Genomic DNA, 16,184 nt, shown 5'->3' on the forward strand with positions numbered 1-16,184 from the left:
AAGGTCAAACCTGTGCAACAGAAGGAAATGAGGGCGTCCCCATGCTCGGCATCGCCGCTTGGGGGATCAGCGCACCTCGGTACTGGACAACCTGGGCCGCCAGGCGGTGGCCCCAGCGAGCGGCCTGCTCCGGGTCGCCGCCCTGCAGGCGGCAGGCCAGGTAAGCGGCGCTGAACGAGTCGCCGGCAGCGGTGGTATCGAGGACACGGGCAACGTGCTGGGCAGGCACTTCGAAACGGCCCGCCGGGCATTGGATCAAGCAGGAATCGGCACCGCGCTTGAGGGCAACTTCGCCGATGCCCTCTTGCGCGTAAGCACTGAACAAGGCCTCGGTGTCGCGGTAGCCGAACAGGATGGCGTCATCTTCCCAGGTGATCAGGGCCAGGTCGGTCAGGCGCAACAGTTCGCGATAGGCCTGCCGGGCCGCTTCAGGATTGGGCCAAAGGTGGGGACGGTAGTTGTTGTCGAAGACGATGCGCGTGCCGCCTTGCCTGGCCAGGTGCAAGGCCTGCATCAGGCGTTCACGGCCTTCGCCGCTGAGGATCGCCAGGCTGATACCACTCAGATAGATGTAGTCGTACTCGGCCAGCGCAGCCAGCATGGCGTCGGCCTCAGGCCCGTCGAACATGCGCCGCGCCGCCGCTTCCCCGCGCCAGTAGAGAAAACGTCGCTCACCGTGCAGATCGGTCTGGATGAAATACAGCCCCGGCAGCGCGTCTTCGATCACCCGTACATGAGCGTCCGCGATCCCTTCGGTTCGCCAGGAGCGGCGCATGGCCACGCTAAACGCATCGCCCCCCACGGCCGTCATGTAGTCCACGACCACTGCGCCACGGCTGCTCAATCGCGCCAGATACACCGCCGTGTTGAGCGTATCGCCGCCGAAGGTCTGGGAGATCGAGGCGCCCGGTTCACCGCGCATCTCAATCATGCACTCCCCCACCAACGCCACCTTCAACGGGCGGGCATGGGAGCCATGCACAAGTGTCATATCCATTGTCACGCGCCTTTTTTATGTTTTTAAAACGGCGTTTCATTTTTCTTTCAAGGCCCGAGTCTAGTCAGATTTATCGCCTCGTCAAGCAAAAATGAAACAGCGTTTTGTTCTGCTTGCGTATATCCTTGGGTTTTACTTTTCACGTTGGAGCCTTCATGGACAACAGCGTCATCCCAAACAACGAGCTGGTGTCGGCGGTGGGCCGGACCATGGCCGTACTCGAGGCCCTGGCCGAGCATCCGGAAGAAAGCGGCGTCTCGGAAATCGCCAACAAACTGGACATGTCCAAGGCCACGGTTTATCGCTTTTTGCAGTCGCTCAAGGCGCGCGGATATGTGGTGCAGGATGCCGAGGATCGCTATCGTCTCAGCGTCCGTCTATTTGAGCTGGGCGCCCAGGCCCTACCCCACCTGGACATCGTCCGGGAAGCGGAGCCGGGCATGCGGCGGATCAACGAGCTGACGGGGGAGACGGTTCACCTGGGGATTCTTGATGAGGGCAGCATCGTCTACGTGCACAAGATCGACTCCAAGTACAACCTGCGCATGTACTCGCGCATTGGCCGGCGAGCGCCGCTGTACTGCACCGGCATCGGCAAGGTGCTGATGGCCTGGCTTGAAGAAGATGAGTTGCTCGCGCACCTCAAGGAAGAAAGCTTCGAGCGCCGCACAGCCAACACACTGACCAGCATCGAAGCCTATCTGGAAGAATTGGAAACCGTCCGCCGGCAAGGCTATGCCGAAGACCATGAAGAGTTCGAAGACAACATGCGCTGCCTGGCGGCGCCGATTCGTGACCGCTTTGGTCACGTGATCGGCGGCATGAGCGTTTCATTCCCGTGTTTTCGCTTCCGGGAAGAACTGAAGCAGGATTACGTCAAGCAGCTGATGGAAGCCACGCAGCAGATTTCAGCTCAGTTGGGCTGGCACTCGCGTTGAGTCTTACCAGCCACTGCACGGTGACGATAACCCGCCACATTGATCCAGAAAGGCACCACTGGAAACTCATTGACCATCTGCGGCCCCGCAATCCTGTGGGTGCTGACACCCATGCGCCTGAGCAGGCGCTCGTTTCCCGGCGCACTGAACGCAATCAACCGACGTGCGCCAAGGGTCTGCGCGACGCCGATGACCTTGCTCATCAACCATGTAGTGTCGTGCCAGGCCCGCATGACCTGGGCCCGTCGCGACAGTGGACGCCGGCTGGCAAACCGGGACAGCTCCCAGACGGTGCTTGAGGACGGCAACGGCGTGTCACCCATCAACTGGGGAAACACCTCCCCCAACAGAAAGGGGCGATCGGTAGGAATCAAGCGTGCACACCCGACGATTTCCTGCCTGCTGTCGCGGGCCAGGACATACACCGTGTCCGGCCGATCGAAAGCATCCACCTCGAAGCCCTCGGCGCAGGGCAATGCCCAGCCGAGGCCCTTGACGAACACATCATACCGATAGCGCGCCAGTGCCTTGAACAGGGCCGGGGACATCTCACTGCGGGTGCTGGCAATCACTTCGAGCATGGTCGAGCCTCCCCGGCACCGGAGGTTGATATGAACCCGGTGATGGCCGCAACGACCTCCGCCCCCCGCTCAAGATAGGGCACATGCCCAGAGTCCTCGATGACCTGGCCACGGGCGTCGGGCAGTTGTTGGAGCAGGTCCTCCAGGGCGGCAGGCAGGAAGACCTGGTCATGCTGCCCCCAGATCACCAGCGTCCTCGAAGCGATCTGTGGAAGCCGCACGAGAAGTACGTCCAGGCCTTCGCGGCGGAAATCCTCAATGGCCCGCTGCACCGCAGCAAACCGCGACCTGCCGCTGGCCGCCATGGCCTGCGCCAGGCGTCCTCGCACTTGGGGTGGCCGCCTGAACACCAGGCTCCAGAAGCGCCTCATCTCCTCGACCGTACGATAGCCGAAGACATTTCCCTGCCCTTGCAGGCCGGCTTGCAATGCCGGCCCCAGCACCGTCGGGCCGAGACCGGCAGGCGCCAGCAAGACCAGGTGACTGACGCGCCGGGGGTATTTCGCGGCATACAACCCGGCCACGCAACCGCCCAAAGAGCTGCCGACCAGCACGAAGGGACCCTCGCCTACCGTTTCCAACAAATTCTCCAGCGCTGCCAGCAAGGCCTGCGGTCCGAAGCCCGCAGGCGGCTCGTACAAGGATTGGCCATGTCCCGGCAAATCGACAAAGACGCAAGGGTGATGGCGTGCCAAGCCCAGGATCGCAGGCCCCCACTGGTCCTTGCTGGCCCCCAAGCCATGAAGGATGACCAATGTCGGCCCCTTCTGACGCGCAGCGCTTTGCAGATAGGCCAAGCGCCCTTGCGCACTGGTGTGCCAGCGCAGTTTCAAACCGAACCGCCAGCGCTGAACCAGGCGCAAGGTGCCGAGCAACAGGCGATCAACGCTGTTCATCCGCCACTCCTTGCCCTTTGCTGCCGCCTTTGAGAAAGAACTTTGCGGGCAGGCGCAGTTGGCAGAGCGCCACGCCGGACAGCGTCAACGCGGCGCCGATCAGCAGGCGCTGGCTGATGCCTTCGGCGAGCATGATCTGGCTGACGGCGATCGCGAACAACGGCACCAGGAGCAGGTACGGGCTCAGTTGCTGCATCGAATTGCGTCCGAGCAACCAGAACCACAGGCCGAACCCCAGCAGACCGCCGCTGAGTGCCGTGTAGAGGACCGCCCACCATGCCTGGGCGCTGGCCGTGTGGACGCTTGCCCATTGCCCGCCTTCCTGGATGAAGGACCACAACAACAGTTGCGGCGCGGCGATGACAGCCGTCCAGGCACTCAAGGCCAGCGGATCCAGCGGCCCGAGACGCTTGGTCAACACCGATCCGACCGCGAATGCCAAGGCCGCCAGCGCCACCAGCAGCATGCCGACAAAAGTCCCGCTCGCCGACGGTTTGGCCAGCAATACCAGGACCCCGGCGAACGCCAGCAGGATGCCCACCAGCACCCGCACTTTCAGGACTTCACCCAATACCGCAAACGCCAGAACGAGGGTGAGGGGTGCCGCCAGCTGATAGATGATTGCCGAGGTAGAAGCGTCTACCCGGGCGATACCGCAGTACAGCAAACCAAAATGCAAAGTGCCGGTAATCGTCGCGATCACGACCATCGGCCCGAACTGCTCGCGCTTGACCCGCTTGAGCAATGGCATGAGAAACAGCGCCATGATCGCGTAACGCATGGCGACCATGAGGATAGGTGGCAGCTCGGCGCCACCCATCTTCACGGCAGTGACCTGGGCGCCCCAGAGAAACGCGACCAGCAGCGCCAGCAATGAATCTTTCAATGGCATGACAGTTATCCCTTCTGAAATTGAATGGGCCGCAGGATTCTTTCCGGCTTGCCCGTGGCAACCCCTGTGGGATTAAGACGACGGTAGTGCTCACAGAGCCGGTCCAGCGTCTCGCACAAGGCCTGTTCCGCTTCAGGATCGTGGGCCAGCTGTGTCTGGAAGCACGGCGGGAATCCCGAGCCGACCAGAATCATCTTGTTGAGCAGTACGTTCAGCGCGACCTGGGAGAAAACAGCCGTGTGCCCATAGCGCCGACCGACCACCGCAATCGCCGCGAGCTTGTCGCGCAGGGGACGTTGGCGTGGACGCATGAAGCCATAGCCGACCCGCTCCAGGAACGCCTGGAAGCGGCTGTTGGTGCCGTAGGCATGCATGACGGGGAGATAGAGCACCGCATCGGCGCGGTCCAACCGCGCCACCAACTGCCCGACGTCGTCCTGCACGGCGCAGTCCTGATCCGAACAGGCGTTATCGGCGTCGCAATAATCGATCCGGTAATCCTTGAGCCAGATGTCATCGATCTCAATCTCCTCGCCCAAGTGGCGGCGCACCAGCGCCACCACCCGTGCACTGACACCACAAGGTCGGCTAGAGCCAACAATGATGGTCAGATTCATGATTCAGGACGCCTCTCGCAGCCCTTCTTCGCCAGCCAGATAGGCTCGCAGCGCTTCCTCCATCAACTGTCCGGTCAGCCACAACGTGACGCGTGCGACTTCCTTGATCTGGCGACGATCGTCCTCGGTCTTCACCGCACGTTGGATGGCCAGGCGCACTTCTTCGGCGTGCTTCTCATCGATGGTCGAGTGGGCGACGAAGAACGTCATCTGCTCATCCTTCAAGCCCAGGTCGGTGCGGAACCGGTCCAGGATCGGCTGGATGTGCTCGTAGACGTCCTCGGCCCAATAGCTGTAGCCCAACCTTGCGATCGGCCCCTTGCGGATAGCCACATCATTGAGGAAGGCGATCAGTGCCTGGGTTGGCGCCAGGGGTGCCGGCATGTCCTGTGGCAGCAGCCCGACCGACTCGAGGTCACGCAGTACCATGCGCTCGTGACCCAGCTCTTCCAGGGCGTGCTTGTAGACGAAGCGCAGCAGCGTCGTTTCTTCCGGGTCGGCACTGTAGGCGCAGGCGGCCTGGTTGACCGAGTTGTAGCGGGTGTAGTGGTACACCTGCAGCATGAGCTGTTGGTAGAGGGCTGGCGGTGTAGGGTTGTCCAGGCTGAATTTCCAGTAGGCGCCCTGCTTGATCTGGGCCCAACCCGCGTCGACGATAGCGTCGAGTTCCTTGAAGAATGCTTGCATTTCAATTGGCTCCTTTAACATTGTGGTAAACACTTTCGAGTTCCAGGTACACGAGGCTGTAGCGCCGCTCGACCTGTTCCCCCGTCCAGGTCACGTCTTCCTCCAGCACGCGCCCGCCCAGGCCGACATACAGCGCAGCCAGTTGGCCGCGACACAGTGCCGAGATGAATCGCAGGTGGGTGTTGGCTTTCAGCCAGATCGCCGCCTGCAGGAGAAACATGCGCAGGTGCCGCCCGCCGCGGTAACGCTCGTCCAGCACCAGCCGATTGGCATCGAAGGCATCCGTCGACTGCTGGAAATAGGCATGCACATTGACGGCCCGCTCGACGAAACTCAGGCCATGGCCCAGCGGTGTGACGCGCAGCGTCCCGACCACTTCGTCGTTGTCCAGATAGATCAGGTGGTAAGACATGGCGTCGCGCAGCTGCTCCCTTCGCTCGAAGTCATCCTCCTTCGCCGGGTTAGTCCCCAGGTAGCGACTGCGCAGTTGCCTGACGGACTCGAACAGATCACTGGCGCTGTCGATCACGCGAACAGACAAGCTCATCGGTGACCTCACTGGCCTTCGCGTTGATCGACGATGCGGGCTTCTTTCCAACTGAACCAACTGCCCAGGTTCACGTGTTCGGCAAGATCGCCCACCACCATGACCGTGGCTTCGACGCCCAGCCGTTCACGCAGGCGCTCCTTGATCAGCAGCACCAGGCGTGCACGGTCGCCATCGAAGAAGCGCGACATTTCCAGTTTGGCGATGACCGTGTCGCGATCATTGGCGCGGCTAAGGACGATCTGATAGCCCAGGCACTGTTCAACGCCTTCAAGCAGCGCCTGCTCGATCTGCGCGGCCGAGAAGGCGCGATCGTTCAACTGCACGGCATCCTTCACTCGACCGACGACCTTGACGGTCTGGCGCATCGATTGGGGATAGCCCGGACGCGACTGGATCGAGACCAGGTCACCCGTGCGGTAGCGGATCAACGGCTTGCTACCAGGGATCAGCATGGTCACGCACAACTCGCCATCGCCGGTGCCGCCCAGGCTTTCGCCAGTTTTGGGATCAAGCACTTCGATGAGGTAGTTGAGGCGATGAGGCACCAGTTGGTCGTTGGCGTTGCAAGCCGCGATGATCATCGCTTCCTGGGAGCCATACAGGCTGTTGTAGGCTTGCGCCCCCCACAGGCTGAAGAGGTTGTTCTTCAACGCAGGGGTGCACAGCTCGCCACTCATCATGAAGGCACGCAGAGCGAAGTCCTCGCGTGGGTTAAAGCCCTGGCGCTCGGCTTCCTTGGCCATGGCCAGCAAAAGCCCCGGTGCGGAAGCGAGCACCCCGATGCGCAGGTCCTTGAGCAGTTGCAGCGCCTTGGGCCAGCCGATCACCGGTGAGTGCGGCCAGATCTTGGCATTGCACACGTCGAGCTGAGTGCAGACGTCGCCCAGGGTGTCACCAAAGGAATGGACCTCGGTGGGACCCATGATGCCGACCACGGTCTTCTCACCCGGAAAGTGCTTTTCGATCACCGCCTGATAGGCCATGGCCAGTTGGCGATTGCTCGCGTAGCTTTCCTTGCGATCCCGTGGGCATGGCGTAGCAGGCCCGGTGGTGCCCGTCGTCTCGTAATAGAAGATGCTGTCTTCCAGCGGGCCGGACAGAATGTCGAAGCCTGCCTCGCGCAAATCATCCTTGGTCGTGAATGGCAAGGTGACGAGGTCATCCAAGGTCAGCGAACGCTCGTCGACCTGGGCAAGGTGCCTGGAATAGAACGGCGAAGAACGCTTCACGTGGCCGATCACTTCCCGCAACTGTTCCTGATGCCATGCCGCCAACGCGGTGTCGCTGAGGACGTCGGTCCAATAGGCATGATGAATCGGATCGTACCGCTTCTTGAATGTGTCTAAATGCTCTTTCATTTCAGCCGCTCAGGTTTGATGGGTTACTGGAACTCAACGGCCGCTACGTTAGTGACAGAAGTTACAAATACCCAGCTGCGTTATCCCGCAGTTGTGCGCGCACGAGTTTCTTGTTAAAAGCACGCGCGATTACATATGCGCAGGAATAGTTGTTGTGCCTGACGACACTAAGAAATGAATGAAATATTAATATCCGCCCAACAGTTGACAGCCCCGGGGCACACTGGTAATTTCGCCGCACTGCCGCTCGTTCCCGCAGTGCCTAGCCAAGACTGGGATGTCTAAAATGTACTATCACCTTTCTGCTATCAGCTCTTCCCACAGCTACCCCGACAGCTGTTCCCGGGCCATTCTGGCCATCTTCAAAAGCAATATCTGGCGTCGCTAATAATCTAGCGAAGACCAGCGTCTGTCTGCTGCCTGCCAGCAACGTCCTGCTCTCTCCCCAATGAAATTCTAAGGCGCTCGCGCCTTGTGCCCTGCGCATCGCTGGCTGCAATCCGTTGCAAGCCTGGTATTGCGCGCGACATGAACAGCGTCCGCCCCGAATATTCAGGATATCCGTCAACACCTATTTAAAGTGCCTGTGCACTTTATATTCCCGTGGCGCTCTCTTAATCGAGTGCCTGAATCGTTGCACCTTGAAAATGGTATTAACCGTGAACAAACATTTAATTGGCGTCAATGTTCTTCGCCGCGAAGAACGTCGACCTACAGATGCACTTGGCATATATGAAAATGCACTGGAGCAACTGGGTCGCGAGTCTGTCTTCATTCTTGAATCACTGTCCGGTCCAAGCCGTGATCGCCGGGCGACGATCATCGGGCTCGAGCCCCTTTTCGAAGTGTGTATCGATGAGGGCCAGGCACAACTGCGAGGCTGTCCTGCGCTGTGTGAACACTTGTCCGCCAGCCTGCGACAAGGGGGGGTACAGGTCGATCCCGAGCACAAGATCCATCTACCGGACAGCGAGGCAGCGTGGAACCTGCTCCGGGCCATCCAGGCTACGTTCCAGCCTGCACCCAATGCCCCTTCCAGCCTGGCGTTCTTCGGCTATTTCTCCTACGACTGCGTTCGCCTGATCGAGCGCCTTCCCGATGTCGCCGAACAGACCTACAGCTACCCGCTCATCGCCCTGTCGGTCTATCAGACACTGGTTTATTTCCACAGCAACGGCATTGTCGAAACCCTGATCAACAACCACCCTCTGTGGGCGCCCCGTACAGTGGAGGATTACCCCTTCCTGAGCGCGCCCCCGGCGTGCGAGGCAGTGGATCTGCCACCGTATCCAGAGACATTCGAGGAAAGCCGCACGGTCACCCCGGAGCAATTTTGCGAACGTGTCGAAGTCGCGATGGAGCACATCCGCGCGGGCGACGTCTACCAGATCCAGCTCGGCCATGAGATCCGCATTCGCTCGCAGGTTGCGCCGTTCGATGTGTACCAGAACCTGCGCCTGCGCAACCCCTCTCCTTACATGTACCTGGCCCATGTAGGCGGTATCGACCTGATCGGAGCCAGTCCTGAACTGTTCGTCAGGATCAAGGACGATTTGATAGAGATGCGTCCTATCGCCGGCACTGTCGGCAAGAAGCCTGGCGTCGATCCGACCCAGCTGGTGCTGGAGTTGACCCGCTCGGAGAAGGAACGCGCCGAGCACCTGATGCTCATCGATCTGTGTCGCAATGATATCGGTCGCGTTTGCCAGGCCGGCTCGCTGGAAGTCGACGAGTTCATGCTGGTGGAGGAGTACTCGCACCTCTATCACATGGTGTCGAACGTTCGCGGTCTGCTGCGCCCAGGCCTGGATGCCTACGACGTGATCAAGGCCTCGTTCCCCGCCGGAACCATGTCCGGCGCGCCCAAGGTCAGGGCGATGGAGTTGATCGAGGGAATGGAGAGCAACCGCCGCGGCATCTACGCCGGAGCCCTAGGTCTGGTAGGTTTTGATGGCAGCGTCAATACCGCCCTGTGCATTCGCTCGACCGTCTTCGACGAGGGCACCTACCACTTGCGGGCATCCGCCGGGGTGGTTGCCGACTCGGTTCCCGAGATGGAGTGGAAAGAGACGTTGTACAAAATGGGTTCTGTCTACCGGGCAGTGACCGGCAAGGAGATCGCACTGTGAAAGTATTCCTGATCGATGCCTACGACAGCTTCGTCTTTATCATCAGCCAGTACCTGGAACAACTGGGGCTGGAAACCCGCGTCGAGCGTCACGACGTGCCAGACCTCCTGCAACGCATCGAGGATTTTTCACCGGACTTCTGCGTGCTGGGCCCTGGGCCTGGGCATCCGGCCGACGTTGGCTACATCGAAGTCATCAAGCACTTTCAGGGGCGTTTGCCGCTGTTGGGCGTTTGCCTGGGTCATCAGGCCATCGGCCTGGCCTTCGGCGCCCAGGTTTGCCGCGCCCCGCACGTGATGCACGGCAAGGTGAGCAAGATCGAGAATGATGGCAAGGGCGTCTACGACCATACGCAAGCACGTGCCATACAAGCCACCCGCTACCACTCGTTGATGGTCAGCGACCAGCAATTACCCGACTGTCTGGAAGTCACCTCGCGATCCACCGACGACGGCTATGTGATGGGCGTGCGGCATCGCCACCTGCCAGTGGAGGGGGTGCAGTTTCACCCTGAGAGCATCCTGACCGAAAACGGCTTGGACCTGTTCCGCAGTTTCATCAAGTGTTACGTGCACCAGTGACCCACCAGGAGGGGCGCACGCCCCTTCTTTTCCGTGCTCCGGCTGTTTCATTCCCGCTATAACAAGAGCGACTCGTTTATGGACAAACTCAACTCTCCCGTCTGCGGCCGGACCCAGGCCGGGCGTACCGCACCGCTGACCGCCTTCATGAGTCTGGCCAAGGATGCCAACCGTTGCGATTGGGAGCGCCTGGTCAACAAAGTGCTGCGCCAACTCGGCTTTGGCAGCTACCTCATCAGTCTGGGACCGGCAGCGCCAAGGGACACCGACCCTCTCGCCGGCCTTATCACCACCTTTCCCAAACGCTGGCTGGAACACTATCGCGGTGACGGGCTGATCGAGATCGACCCGATACTCAGGCACTGTCGGCGCGAACTGCTGCCTTTTTTCTGGGACAACGAGCGCAGGCGCGCCCGTGGACGCTCCCGGCACTTCTGGCAGCAACGCGAGCAACACGGCCTGCGCAGCGGCCTGAGCATCCCGCTGCGCTACGAGATGCTCAGGGGAACACTGAGTGTGGCGTTCGATGACACCCAGATCACCGAGCGAGAAGGGCTTTCCAACCCCGCCGTCTATCAATTATTCATGCTCATCCCCTACCTGCTCGCCGGGATGCGCCATCAGTTGCAGAGTCCAGCAACCCAGCCCCGCCAGAACCTCACGCCCAAAGAATTGGACTGCCTGTATTGGGCCAGCGCCGGCAAGACCACCTGGGAGATCAGCCACATCCTGACCTGTTCCGAACGCACCATCGACTTCCACCTGCTCAATGCCCGACGCAAACTCGGTTCGGTGAGTCGCCAGCAGGCCGTCAGTGCTGCGGTGGCCTGCGGGCTCGTCACGCCGACGGTTGAACCAGCGGTCTACAGACGCCAGAAATGATAACCCTCGGCCTCGTAGGACTCCCGATCCAGAACAGCCTTGACATCAATCACACAGGCCCCGGGCAATAACTTGGTGCGCATTTGCTGCAATGAGGTGCGCCGATAGGCCTCATGCGGCACAGCCACGATCATCGCATCGCCTGCGGGCAGCTGTTCCCAACTGCTCAATGCGCAGTCGTACTCACGCATGACCGTCGCTGCGTCGGCCAGCGGGTCATGCACATGGACGTTGACGCCATAGGCTCGCAATTCGACGATGATGTCGTGAACCTTCGAATTGCGTACATCCGCGCAGTTTTCCTTGAACGTGATCCCCAGCACATTGATCGTCGAGCCCTTCACCACACGGTTGGCGGCGATCAGCAGCTTGATGGTTTTCTCGACGATCCACTTGCCCATGCCATCGTTGATCCGTCGCCCGGCAAGGATCACCTGGGGATGGTAGCCATGGGACTCGGCCTTGTAGGTGAGGTAATAGGGATCTACGCCAATGCAGTGACCGCCTACCAGCCCTGGCTTGAAATCAAGGAAGTTCCACTTGGTGTTCGCCGCTTCCAGCACCTGGCAGGTGTCGATCTTCAGTTCCGAGAAGATCAGCGATAACTCATTCATCAGGGCGATGTTCAGGTCGCGCTGGGTATTCTCGATGACCTTGGCCGCTTCGGCCACCTTGATCGAAGGAGCACGATGCACCCCCGGCCGGACAATCACCTCGTACAACGCGGCCACGGTCTGCAAGCTCTGCGGACTGTCGCCGGACACGACTTTGACAATGTCGCAAAGCGTGTGGGTACGATCGCCGGGATTGATTCGCTCAGGCGAGTAGCCGACAGTGAAGCCCTCTTTCCACACCAGCCCCGAAGCCTCCTGCAAAGCGGGAATGCACCGTTCCTCGGTCGCGCCCGGGTAAACGGTCGACTCGTAGATGACCAATGCCCCGGGCTTCATGTTCCGCCCCACCGTTTCACTGGCTCGTATCAAGGGTGACAAATCAGGTTGATTCGCCGCATCCACGGGTGTGGGGACCGCGACGATGATAATGTCCGCGCCGCGCAACGCCGCCGGATCGCTCGTATAGGTGAGCAAGTGCGCCTGCTGCATCTGCTCCTCGCCAAGCTCCCCGGAGGGATCTATTGCATCGCGTAATTGATCGATACTGTGCTGGCAGATATCGAAGCCTATGGTCGGCATGCGCTTGCCGAACTCAACTGCCAGAGGAAGCCCGACATAGCCCAGCCCCACCACCGCGACAGTCCCAAAAACCTGTTCCATCCTTCGCTCCTTGAAACCCGGCTGTGCCTTCAATTTCGCAATCCACGGGTAAATGACAACAACGATTCATAGGTTTGCATGGCCTTTCCGCTGTCCAGAATGCCGGTCGCCAGCTCCAGCCCCTGGGCGATACTCTCGACCCTGTCGCCCAGGTAGAGCGCCGCGGCACTGTTGAGCAGGACAATGTCGCGTGGAGCACCTTCCCGACCCGCGAGCACTTCCAGGCATAACGCCCGGGCCTGGTCGATGTTGCTGACCTGGAGGCTTGCCAGATCACACACCTTCATTCCGAAATCGCTGGGGTGGAGGTGGTACTGGCGTATGTCGCCATCCCAGAGTTCAGCGACCAGCGTGCTACCGGATAGGGAAATCTCGTCCAAGCCATCCTCGCCGTGGACCACCAGCGCCCGCTCGCTGCCCAGTGCCCTGAGTACCTGCGCCATGATCGGCACCAGCTCGGCGCTGAACACACCCAGCAATTGCCTGCTCGCCGCGGCGGGGTTGGTCAGCGGGCCGATGACATTGAAAATCGTGCGGATGGCCAGTTCACTGCGGACCCGCGTCAAGCCCGGCAGAGCCGGTCGATGGGCTGGCGAGAACATGAAGCCAATTCCCACCCGTTCCAGGCACGTAGCGATCTGTGCGGGCGTCAATTGCAAATCCAGGCCCAGCGCTTCCAGTACATCGGCGCTGCCACAGGTCGAGCTGACACTGCGGTTGCCATGCTTGGCCACCCGCACACCCGCCGCGGCCACCACAAAGCTGGCGGTGGTCGACACGTTGAACGTGGCCCGCGCATCCCCTCCTGTTCCGCACAGGTCCACCAGCGGCCCCGCCACCGAATGCCGGACCGGAATCAGAAATTCACGCACCACGCGGGCGACACACTCGATCGCCTGGGCCTCCAAGCCCTTCACTTGCAAAGCCACCAGCAGCGCAGCGATCAACGAGTCCGGCAGCTGTCCCTGCATCAATGCTCGAAAGGCGCTTTGCAACTGATGCGCCTCGACCGGCTCCCCCTGGCTGTACCGTGCAACCACTCCACGCACGTTCTGCGGCATTGTTTTCCCTCACTTGTTAGCTGGGCTTATCCCGCCTGTTGGCAGGCCACGGCGGCTGCCGTCATTACTGATTGCTGCTGCGTTGCGCGCGTCGCACTTGCCCGAAGGCGATCCGGGCATTTCGACAGAACTCGTCAATAGCCTGGGGCGACTTGCAACCTGGCGACGACTCCACCCCCGAGGACACATCCACGGCCGCGGGTTCGAGTGCTTCGATCAACGCGGCGACACTGTTGACCGTCAAACCGCCCGCGATCATCGCCTCCAGGTAGCGCGCGGCCGGCCAAGGATGCGCAATCCCATGGCCTGCCCCTGCATCGACCAGTGGCAGCGCCGAGGCCCTTCGATCGCGGCGGTAATCCGACGGCATCACACGACGGATCAAAGGCCGTCCCAGCTGCTCCCAACAACGCCCCTGCTCCTGGCCATGCAACTGCACCAGATCCAGGTCCAGGGCCTGGGTGGTTTCGTAGACCTGGCTGTACGGCTGATTCATGAACACGCCCACGACCCTGGCCTGGTCACCGATCAGGTCACGCAAGACCGTTGCCTGTTTGAGCGACAGTTCGCGCTTCGAACCTGGCACCAGTACCAGACCGATCAAATCGACACGGGCTTGCAGGCATGCCTGGATGTCTTCCGGTGTCCGTACCCCGCACACTTTGATCGTTCCCTGCTTCCAGCCATTCATCGCCGGCCCCCGGCCTTGAAACCAGCGAGATAGTGGTGGGCCTGCGTAGCGGCTTCGACTGGGTCGGCCAGCCGGCGTGCCAAAGCGCTGCCAATGATCACGCCCTCTGCCTGCTGCCACATGACTCGGGCCTGTTCGGGCGTGCCGATGCCGAAACCAACCGCCAAAGGCAAGTCAGTAAATCGCCGTACCCGCTCCACGAACGGACCGATGTCGGCCAATTGGTCGCGCTCACCGGTCGTGCCCAGCACCGACACCAGATAGATGAACCCCTTGGCGTGTTTGGCAATCGTGCGCAGGCGCTCATCGCTGAGGTTCGGTGTCATCAGAAAAATCTGATACAAACCTTGCGCCTCCAGGGCGGCACGCAACTCGCCACTGGCCTCGACCGGCATGTCCGGGACAATCACTGCACTGATGCCCGCCTCGGCCGCCTGCGCGGCGAACCGCTCGTATCCATGGTTAAGCAGAAGATTCGTGTAGGTCATCACCACCAGCGCGGGCGCCTGGTCGTCCTGGGGAAGTTCGGCGATCTGCTTCAATGCCAACGTCATGGTCATGCCATTGGCAATCGCTGCATGGCTGGTCTGCTGGATCACCGGACCATCGGCGACCGGATCGGAGAAAGGCACACCCAGCTCGATGACATCCGCACCAGCATTGCGTGCGGCCTGTACCAGCTCCGGCAGGCTGTCCAGTGCCGGATAGCCGACCGTCAGGTAAGGCATCAGAGCCTTCTCGCCCCGCCGTGCGAGATCGGCGAAACAGCTGTCGATACGGTTCATTGGGGGTTTTCCTCCGCACTCGTGAGCTGGGCAATGGTTTGCATGTCCTTGTCGCCACGCCCGCTGAGGTTGACGATGATTCGCGCGCCCGGGGGCAGTTGCCGCGCGACCTTGATGGCGCCGGCCAACGCATGGGCGCTTTCCAGGGCCGGGATGATGCCTTCACAGCGCGATAGCAGTTGGAGTGCTTGCAGCGCCTCGTCATCGCTGGCCCAGAGATAATTGGCGCGGCCGCTGTCACGCAACTGGGCATGCTCAGGCCCGACCATCGGGTAATCCAGCCCGGGCGCGATGCTGTGGGTTTCACCTATCTGCCCATTGGCGTCCTGCAGGACGTAGGAGCGACACCCTTGCAAGACCCCGGAACGGCTCTGTCCGCCCTGGCCGAAACGGATCGAATGATTGCCACTGCTCTCGCCCTGGCCGGCGGCCTCGACACCGAACAACTGCACGTCAGGCTCCTCGATGAAGGCCGAAAACAACCCGATGGCGTTCGATCCCCCTCCGACACATGCCACCAGCGCATCCGGGAGTGCTCCGTCCTCAAGCGCGGCGAACTGCTGCCTGGCCTCGTCGCCGATGACGCTCTGGAAATAGCGGACGATGGCCGGGTAAGGGTGCGGGCCCAACGCCGATCCCAGCAGGTAATAGGTCGTGTCGGCATTGGCCACCCAGTCGCGCAGGGCGTCGTTGATCGCGTCCTTGAGGGTCTGGGTCCCGCCGGTGGCCGCCACTACCCGCGCGCCCATCAACCGTATGCGTTGTACGTTTAGCGCCTGGCGTTGCATGTCACGCAAGCCCATGTAGATCACGCATTCGATCCCCAGCAAGGCACAGGCCGCTGCAGTCGCCACGCCATGTTGGCCTGCGCCTGTTTCTGCGATCACGCGGCGTTTACCCATCATCTGCGCCAGCAACGCCTGACCCAGGGCATTGTTGATCTTGTGGGCGCCGGTATGGGCCAGGTCTTCGCGTTTGAGGTAGGTTTTCACCCCGATTTCCCGGGAGAAGTTCTCCACCAACGTCAAGGGAGTAGCCCGCCCGACATAGTGTTTGAGCAAGCTGCGATAACGTTGCTGGAAAGCTGCACTGGCGATGATTTGCTGATAACGCTCGGTCAGTTCGCTGACCGGAGGCGAGAGTGTTTCAGCGATGAAACACCCACCATGGTCATCGAACCAAGGACCTTGCCCTGCCAGGGTTTCCAGCGCTGGCGAACGCCCACCTCCCAGGCGTTGCGCGACAAGTTGCAGGGCTGCCCTGAC

The 16,184-nt window shown here is 61.0% G+C and carries 17 protein-coding genes; 4 read left to right on the forward strand and 13 right to left on the reverse strand.

All coding sequences use genetic code 11. The features are described from left to right. Window positions 1-4: 4 nt before the first annotated feature. Window positions 5-997: a sugar kinase gene (locus tag ACWNZ1_RS13640; protein ID WP_135845908.1), complete on the reverse strand. Its 993-nt coding sequence runs from the start codon at window positions 995-997 to the stop codon at window positions 5-7. Between the two features lie 155 nt (window positions 998-1,152). On the opposite strand from ACWNZ1_RS13640, the gene kdgR reads away from it, so the two are divergent. Beyond that, window positions 1,153-1,935: a DNA-binding transcriptional regulator KdgR gene (kdgR, locus tag ACWNZ1_RS13645; protein WP_135845909.1), complete on the forward strand. Its 783-nt coding sequence runs from the start codon at window positions 1,153-1,155 to the stop codon at window positions 1,933-1,935. Here kdgR and ACWNZ1_RS13650 read toward each other — a convergent pair. From ACWNZ1_RS13650 to ACWNZ1_RS13680, 7 genes are read right to left on the reverse strand one after another with little or no spacing between them, the layout of a single operon-like run. Further along, complete coding sequence (locus ACWNZ1_RS13650; RefSeq protein ID WP_135845910.1) at window positions 1,911-2,516, reverse strand: acyl-homoserine-lactone synthase; 606 nt, start codon at window positions 2,514-2,516, stop codon at window positions 1,911-1,913. The two genes, kdgR and ACWNZ1_RS13650, sit on opposite strands and share 25 nt — an antisense overlap. After that, window positions 2,504-3,412, reverse strand: a complete 909-nt coding sequence (locus tag ACWNZ1_RS13655; RefSeq protein WP_256453313.1) for an alpha/beta fold hydrolase — start codon at window positions 3,410-3,412, stop codon at window positions 2,504-2,506. The genes ACWNZ1_RS13650 and ACWNZ1_RS13655 overlap by 13 nt, the downstream gene beginning before the upstream one ends. Continuing rightward, the gene (locus tag ACWNZ1_RS13660; RefSeq protein ID WP_135845912.1) at window positions 3,399-4,304 is read right to left on the reverse strand and encodes a DMT family transporter; all 906 of its coding nucleotides are present in this window, start codon (window positions 4,302-4,304) and stop codon (window positions 3,399-3,401) included. The genes ACWNZ1_RS13655 and ACWNZ1_RS13660 overlap by 14 nt, the downstream gene beginning before the upstream one ends. Window positions 4,305-4,309: 5 nt before the next feature. After that, window positions 4,310-4,921: a flavodoxin family protein gene (locus ACWNZ1_RS13665; protein WP_135845913.1), complete on the reverse strand. Its 612-nt coding sequence runs from the start codon at window positions 4,919-4,921 to the stop codon at window positions 4,310-4,312. 3 nt (window positions 4,922-4,924) lie between these two features. Then, window positions 4,925-5,608 (reverse strand): iron-containing redox enzyme family protein, encoded by a 684-nt coding sequence (locus ACWNZ1_RS13670; RefSeq protein ID WP_135845914.1) that lies wholly within the window; start codon window positions 5,606-5,608, stop codon window positions 4,925-4,927. Between the two features lies 1 nt (window position 5,609). Then, window positions 5,610-6,155 carry a GNAT family N-acetyltransferase gene (locus ACWNZ1_RS13675; protein ID WP_135845915.1) on the reverse strand — a complete coding sequence of 182 codons (546 nt, stop codon included), beginning with the start codon at window positions 6,153-6,155 and terminating at the stop codon, window positions 5,610-5,612. 8 nt (window positions 6,156-6,163) lie between these two features. Continuing rightward, window positions 6,164-7,516 carry a phenylacetate--CoA ligase family protein gene (locus ACWNZ1_RS13680; protein WP_135845916.1) on the reverse strand — a complete coding sequence of 451 codons (1,353 nt, stop codon included), beginning with the start codon at window positions 7,514-7,516 and terminating at the stop codon, window positions 6,164-6,166. A 647-nt stretch (window positions 7,517-8,163) separates the two neighbouring features. Here ACWNZ1_RS13680 and ACWNZ1_RS13685 point away from each other — a divergent pair. From ACWNZ1_RS13685 to ACWNZ1_RS13695, 3 genes are all read left to right on the forward strand, one after another. Continuing rightward, on the forward strand, window positions 8,164-9,645 hold the full coding sequence (locus tag ACWNZ1_RS13685; RefSeq protein WP_178084316.1) for an anthranilate synthase component I family protein: 1,482 nt from the start codon (window positions 8,164-8,166) through the stop codon (window positions 9,643-9,645). After that, the gene (locus tag ACWNZ1_RS13690) at window positions 9,642-10,226 is read left to right on the forward strand and encodes an anthranilate synthase component II (protein WP_135845918.1); all 585 of its coding nucleotides are present in this window, start codon (window positions 9,642-9,644) and stop codon (window positions 10,224-10,226) included. Before ACWNZ1_RS13685 ends, ACWNZ1_RS13690 begins: the two co-directional genes overlap by 4 nt. Window positions 10,227-10,304: 78 nt before the next feature. Beyond that, window positions 10,305-11,108, forward strand: coding sequence for a helix-turn-helix transcriptional regulator (locus tag ACWNZ1_RS13695; protein ID WP_135845919.1), 804 nt, complete (start codon window positions 10,305-10,307; stop codon window positions 11,106-11,108). Here ACWNZ1_RS13695 and ACWNZ1_RS13700 read toward each other — a convergent pair. The 5 genes from ACWNZ1_RS13700 to trpB all read right to left on the reverse strand — a co-directional run bounded on the left by ACWNZ1_RS13700 (window position 11,090) and on the right by trpB (window position 16,127). After that, entirely contained in the window at window positions 11,090-12,415 is a 1,326-nt protein-coding gene (locus tag ACWNZ1_RS13700) for a nucleotide sugar dehydrogenase (RefSeq protein WP_238346645.1), read from the reverse strand. The two genes, ACWNZ1_RS13695 and ACWNZ1_RS13700, sit on opposite strands and share 19 nt — an antisense overlap. After that, window positions 12,412-13,443 (reverse strand): anthranilate phosphoribosyltransferase, encoded by a 1,032-nt coding sequence (trpD, locus tag ACWNZ1_RS13705; protein WP_135845920.1) that lies wholly within the window; start codon window positions 13,441-13,443, stop codon window positions 12,412-12,414. The genes ACWNZ1_RS13700 and trpD overlap by 4 nt, the downstream gene beginning before the upstream one ends. 64 nt (window positions 13,444-13,507) lie before the next feature. After that, window positions 13,508-14,134: a phosphoribosylanthranilate isomerase gene (locus tag ACWNZ1_RS13710; protein ID WP_456027697.1), complete on the reverse strand. Its 627-nt coding sequence runs from the start codon at window positions 14,132-14,134 to the stop codon at window positions 13,508-13,510. Continuing rightward, on the reverse strand, window positions 14,131-14,919 hold the full coding sequence (gene trpA / locus ACWNZ1_RS13715) for a tryptophan synthase subunit alpha (protein WP_135845922.1): 789 nt from the start codon (window positions 14,917-14,919) through the stop codon (window positions 14,131-14,133). The genes ACWNZ1_RS13710 and trpA overlap by 4 nt, the downstream gene beginning before the upstream one ends. After that, window positions 14,916-16,127, reverse strand: a complete 1,212-nt coding sequence (trpB, locus tag ACWNZ1_RS13720) for a tryptophan synthase subunit beta (RefSeq protein WP_238346762.1) — start codon at window positions 16,125-16,127, stop codon at window positions 14,916-14,918. Before trpB ends, trpA begins: the two co-directional genes overlap by 4 nt. Between the last annotated feature and the right edge of the window lie 57 nt (window positions 16,128-16,184).

It is taken from the genome of Pseudomonas sp. CFBP 5748 (assembly GCF_053850495.1).

Bases quoted from the DNA above. Each gene is read 5' to 3' on its own strand.
- ACWNZ1_RS13685 (WP_178084316.1), top strand. From the start codon at position 8,164: ATGGTATTAACCGTGAACAAACATTTAATTGGCGTCAATGTTCTTCGC.
- ACWNZ1_RS13655 (WP_256453313.1), bottom strand. From the start codon at position 3,412: ATGAACAGCGTTGATCGCCTGTTGCTCGGCACCTTGCGCCTGGTTCAG.
- ACWNZ1_RS13695 (WP_135845919.1), top strand. From the start codon at position 10,305: ATGGACAAACTCAACTCTCCCGTCTGCGGCCGGACCCAGGCCGGGCGT.
- ACWNZ1_RS13640 (WP_135845908.1), bottom strand. From the start codon at position 997: ATGGATATGACACTTGTGCATGGCTCCCATGCCCGCCCGTTGAAGGTG.
- ACWNZ1_RS13680 (WP_135845916.1), bottom strand. From the start codon at position 7,516: ATGAAAGAGCATTTAGACACATTCAAGAAGCGGTACGATCCGATTCAT.
- ACWNZ1_RS13675 (WP_135845915.1), bottom strand. From the start codon at position 6,155: ATGAGCTTGTCTGTTCGCGTGATCGACAGCGCCAGTGATCTGTTCGAG.
- ACWNZ1_RS13665 (WP_135845913.1), bottom strand. From the start codon at position 4,921: ATGAATCTGACCATCATTGTTGGCTCTAGCCGACCTTGTGGTGTCAGT.
- trpA (WP_135845922.1), bottom strand. From the start codon at position 14,919: ATGAACCGTATCGACAGCTGTTTCGCCGATCTCGCACGGCGGGGCGAG.
- kdgR (WP_135845909.1), top strand. From the start codon at position 1,153: ATGGACAACAGCGTCATCCCAAACAACGAGCTGGTGTCGGCGGTGGGC.
- trpD (WP_135845920.1), bottom strand. From the start codon at position 13,443: ATGCCGCAGAACGTGCGTGGAGTGGTTGCACGGTACAGCCAGGGGGAG.
- ACWNZ1_RS13650 (WP_135845910.1), bottom strand. From the start codon at position 2,516: ATGCTCGAAGTGATTGCCAGCACCCGCAGTGAGATGTCCCCGGCCCTG.
- ACWNZ1_RS13670 (WP_135845914.1), bottom strand. From the start codon at position 5,608: ATGCAAGCATTCTTCAAGGAACTCGACGCTATCGTCGACGCGGGTTGG.
- ACWNZ1_RS13660 (WP_135845912.1), bottom strand. From the start codon at position 4,304: ATGCCATTGAAAGATTCATTGCTGGCGCTGCTGGTCGCGTTTCTCTGG.
- ACWNZ1_RS13710 (WP_456027697.1), bottom strand. From the start codon at position 14,134: ATGAATGGCTGGAAGCAGGGAACGATCAAAGTGTGCGGGGTACGGACA.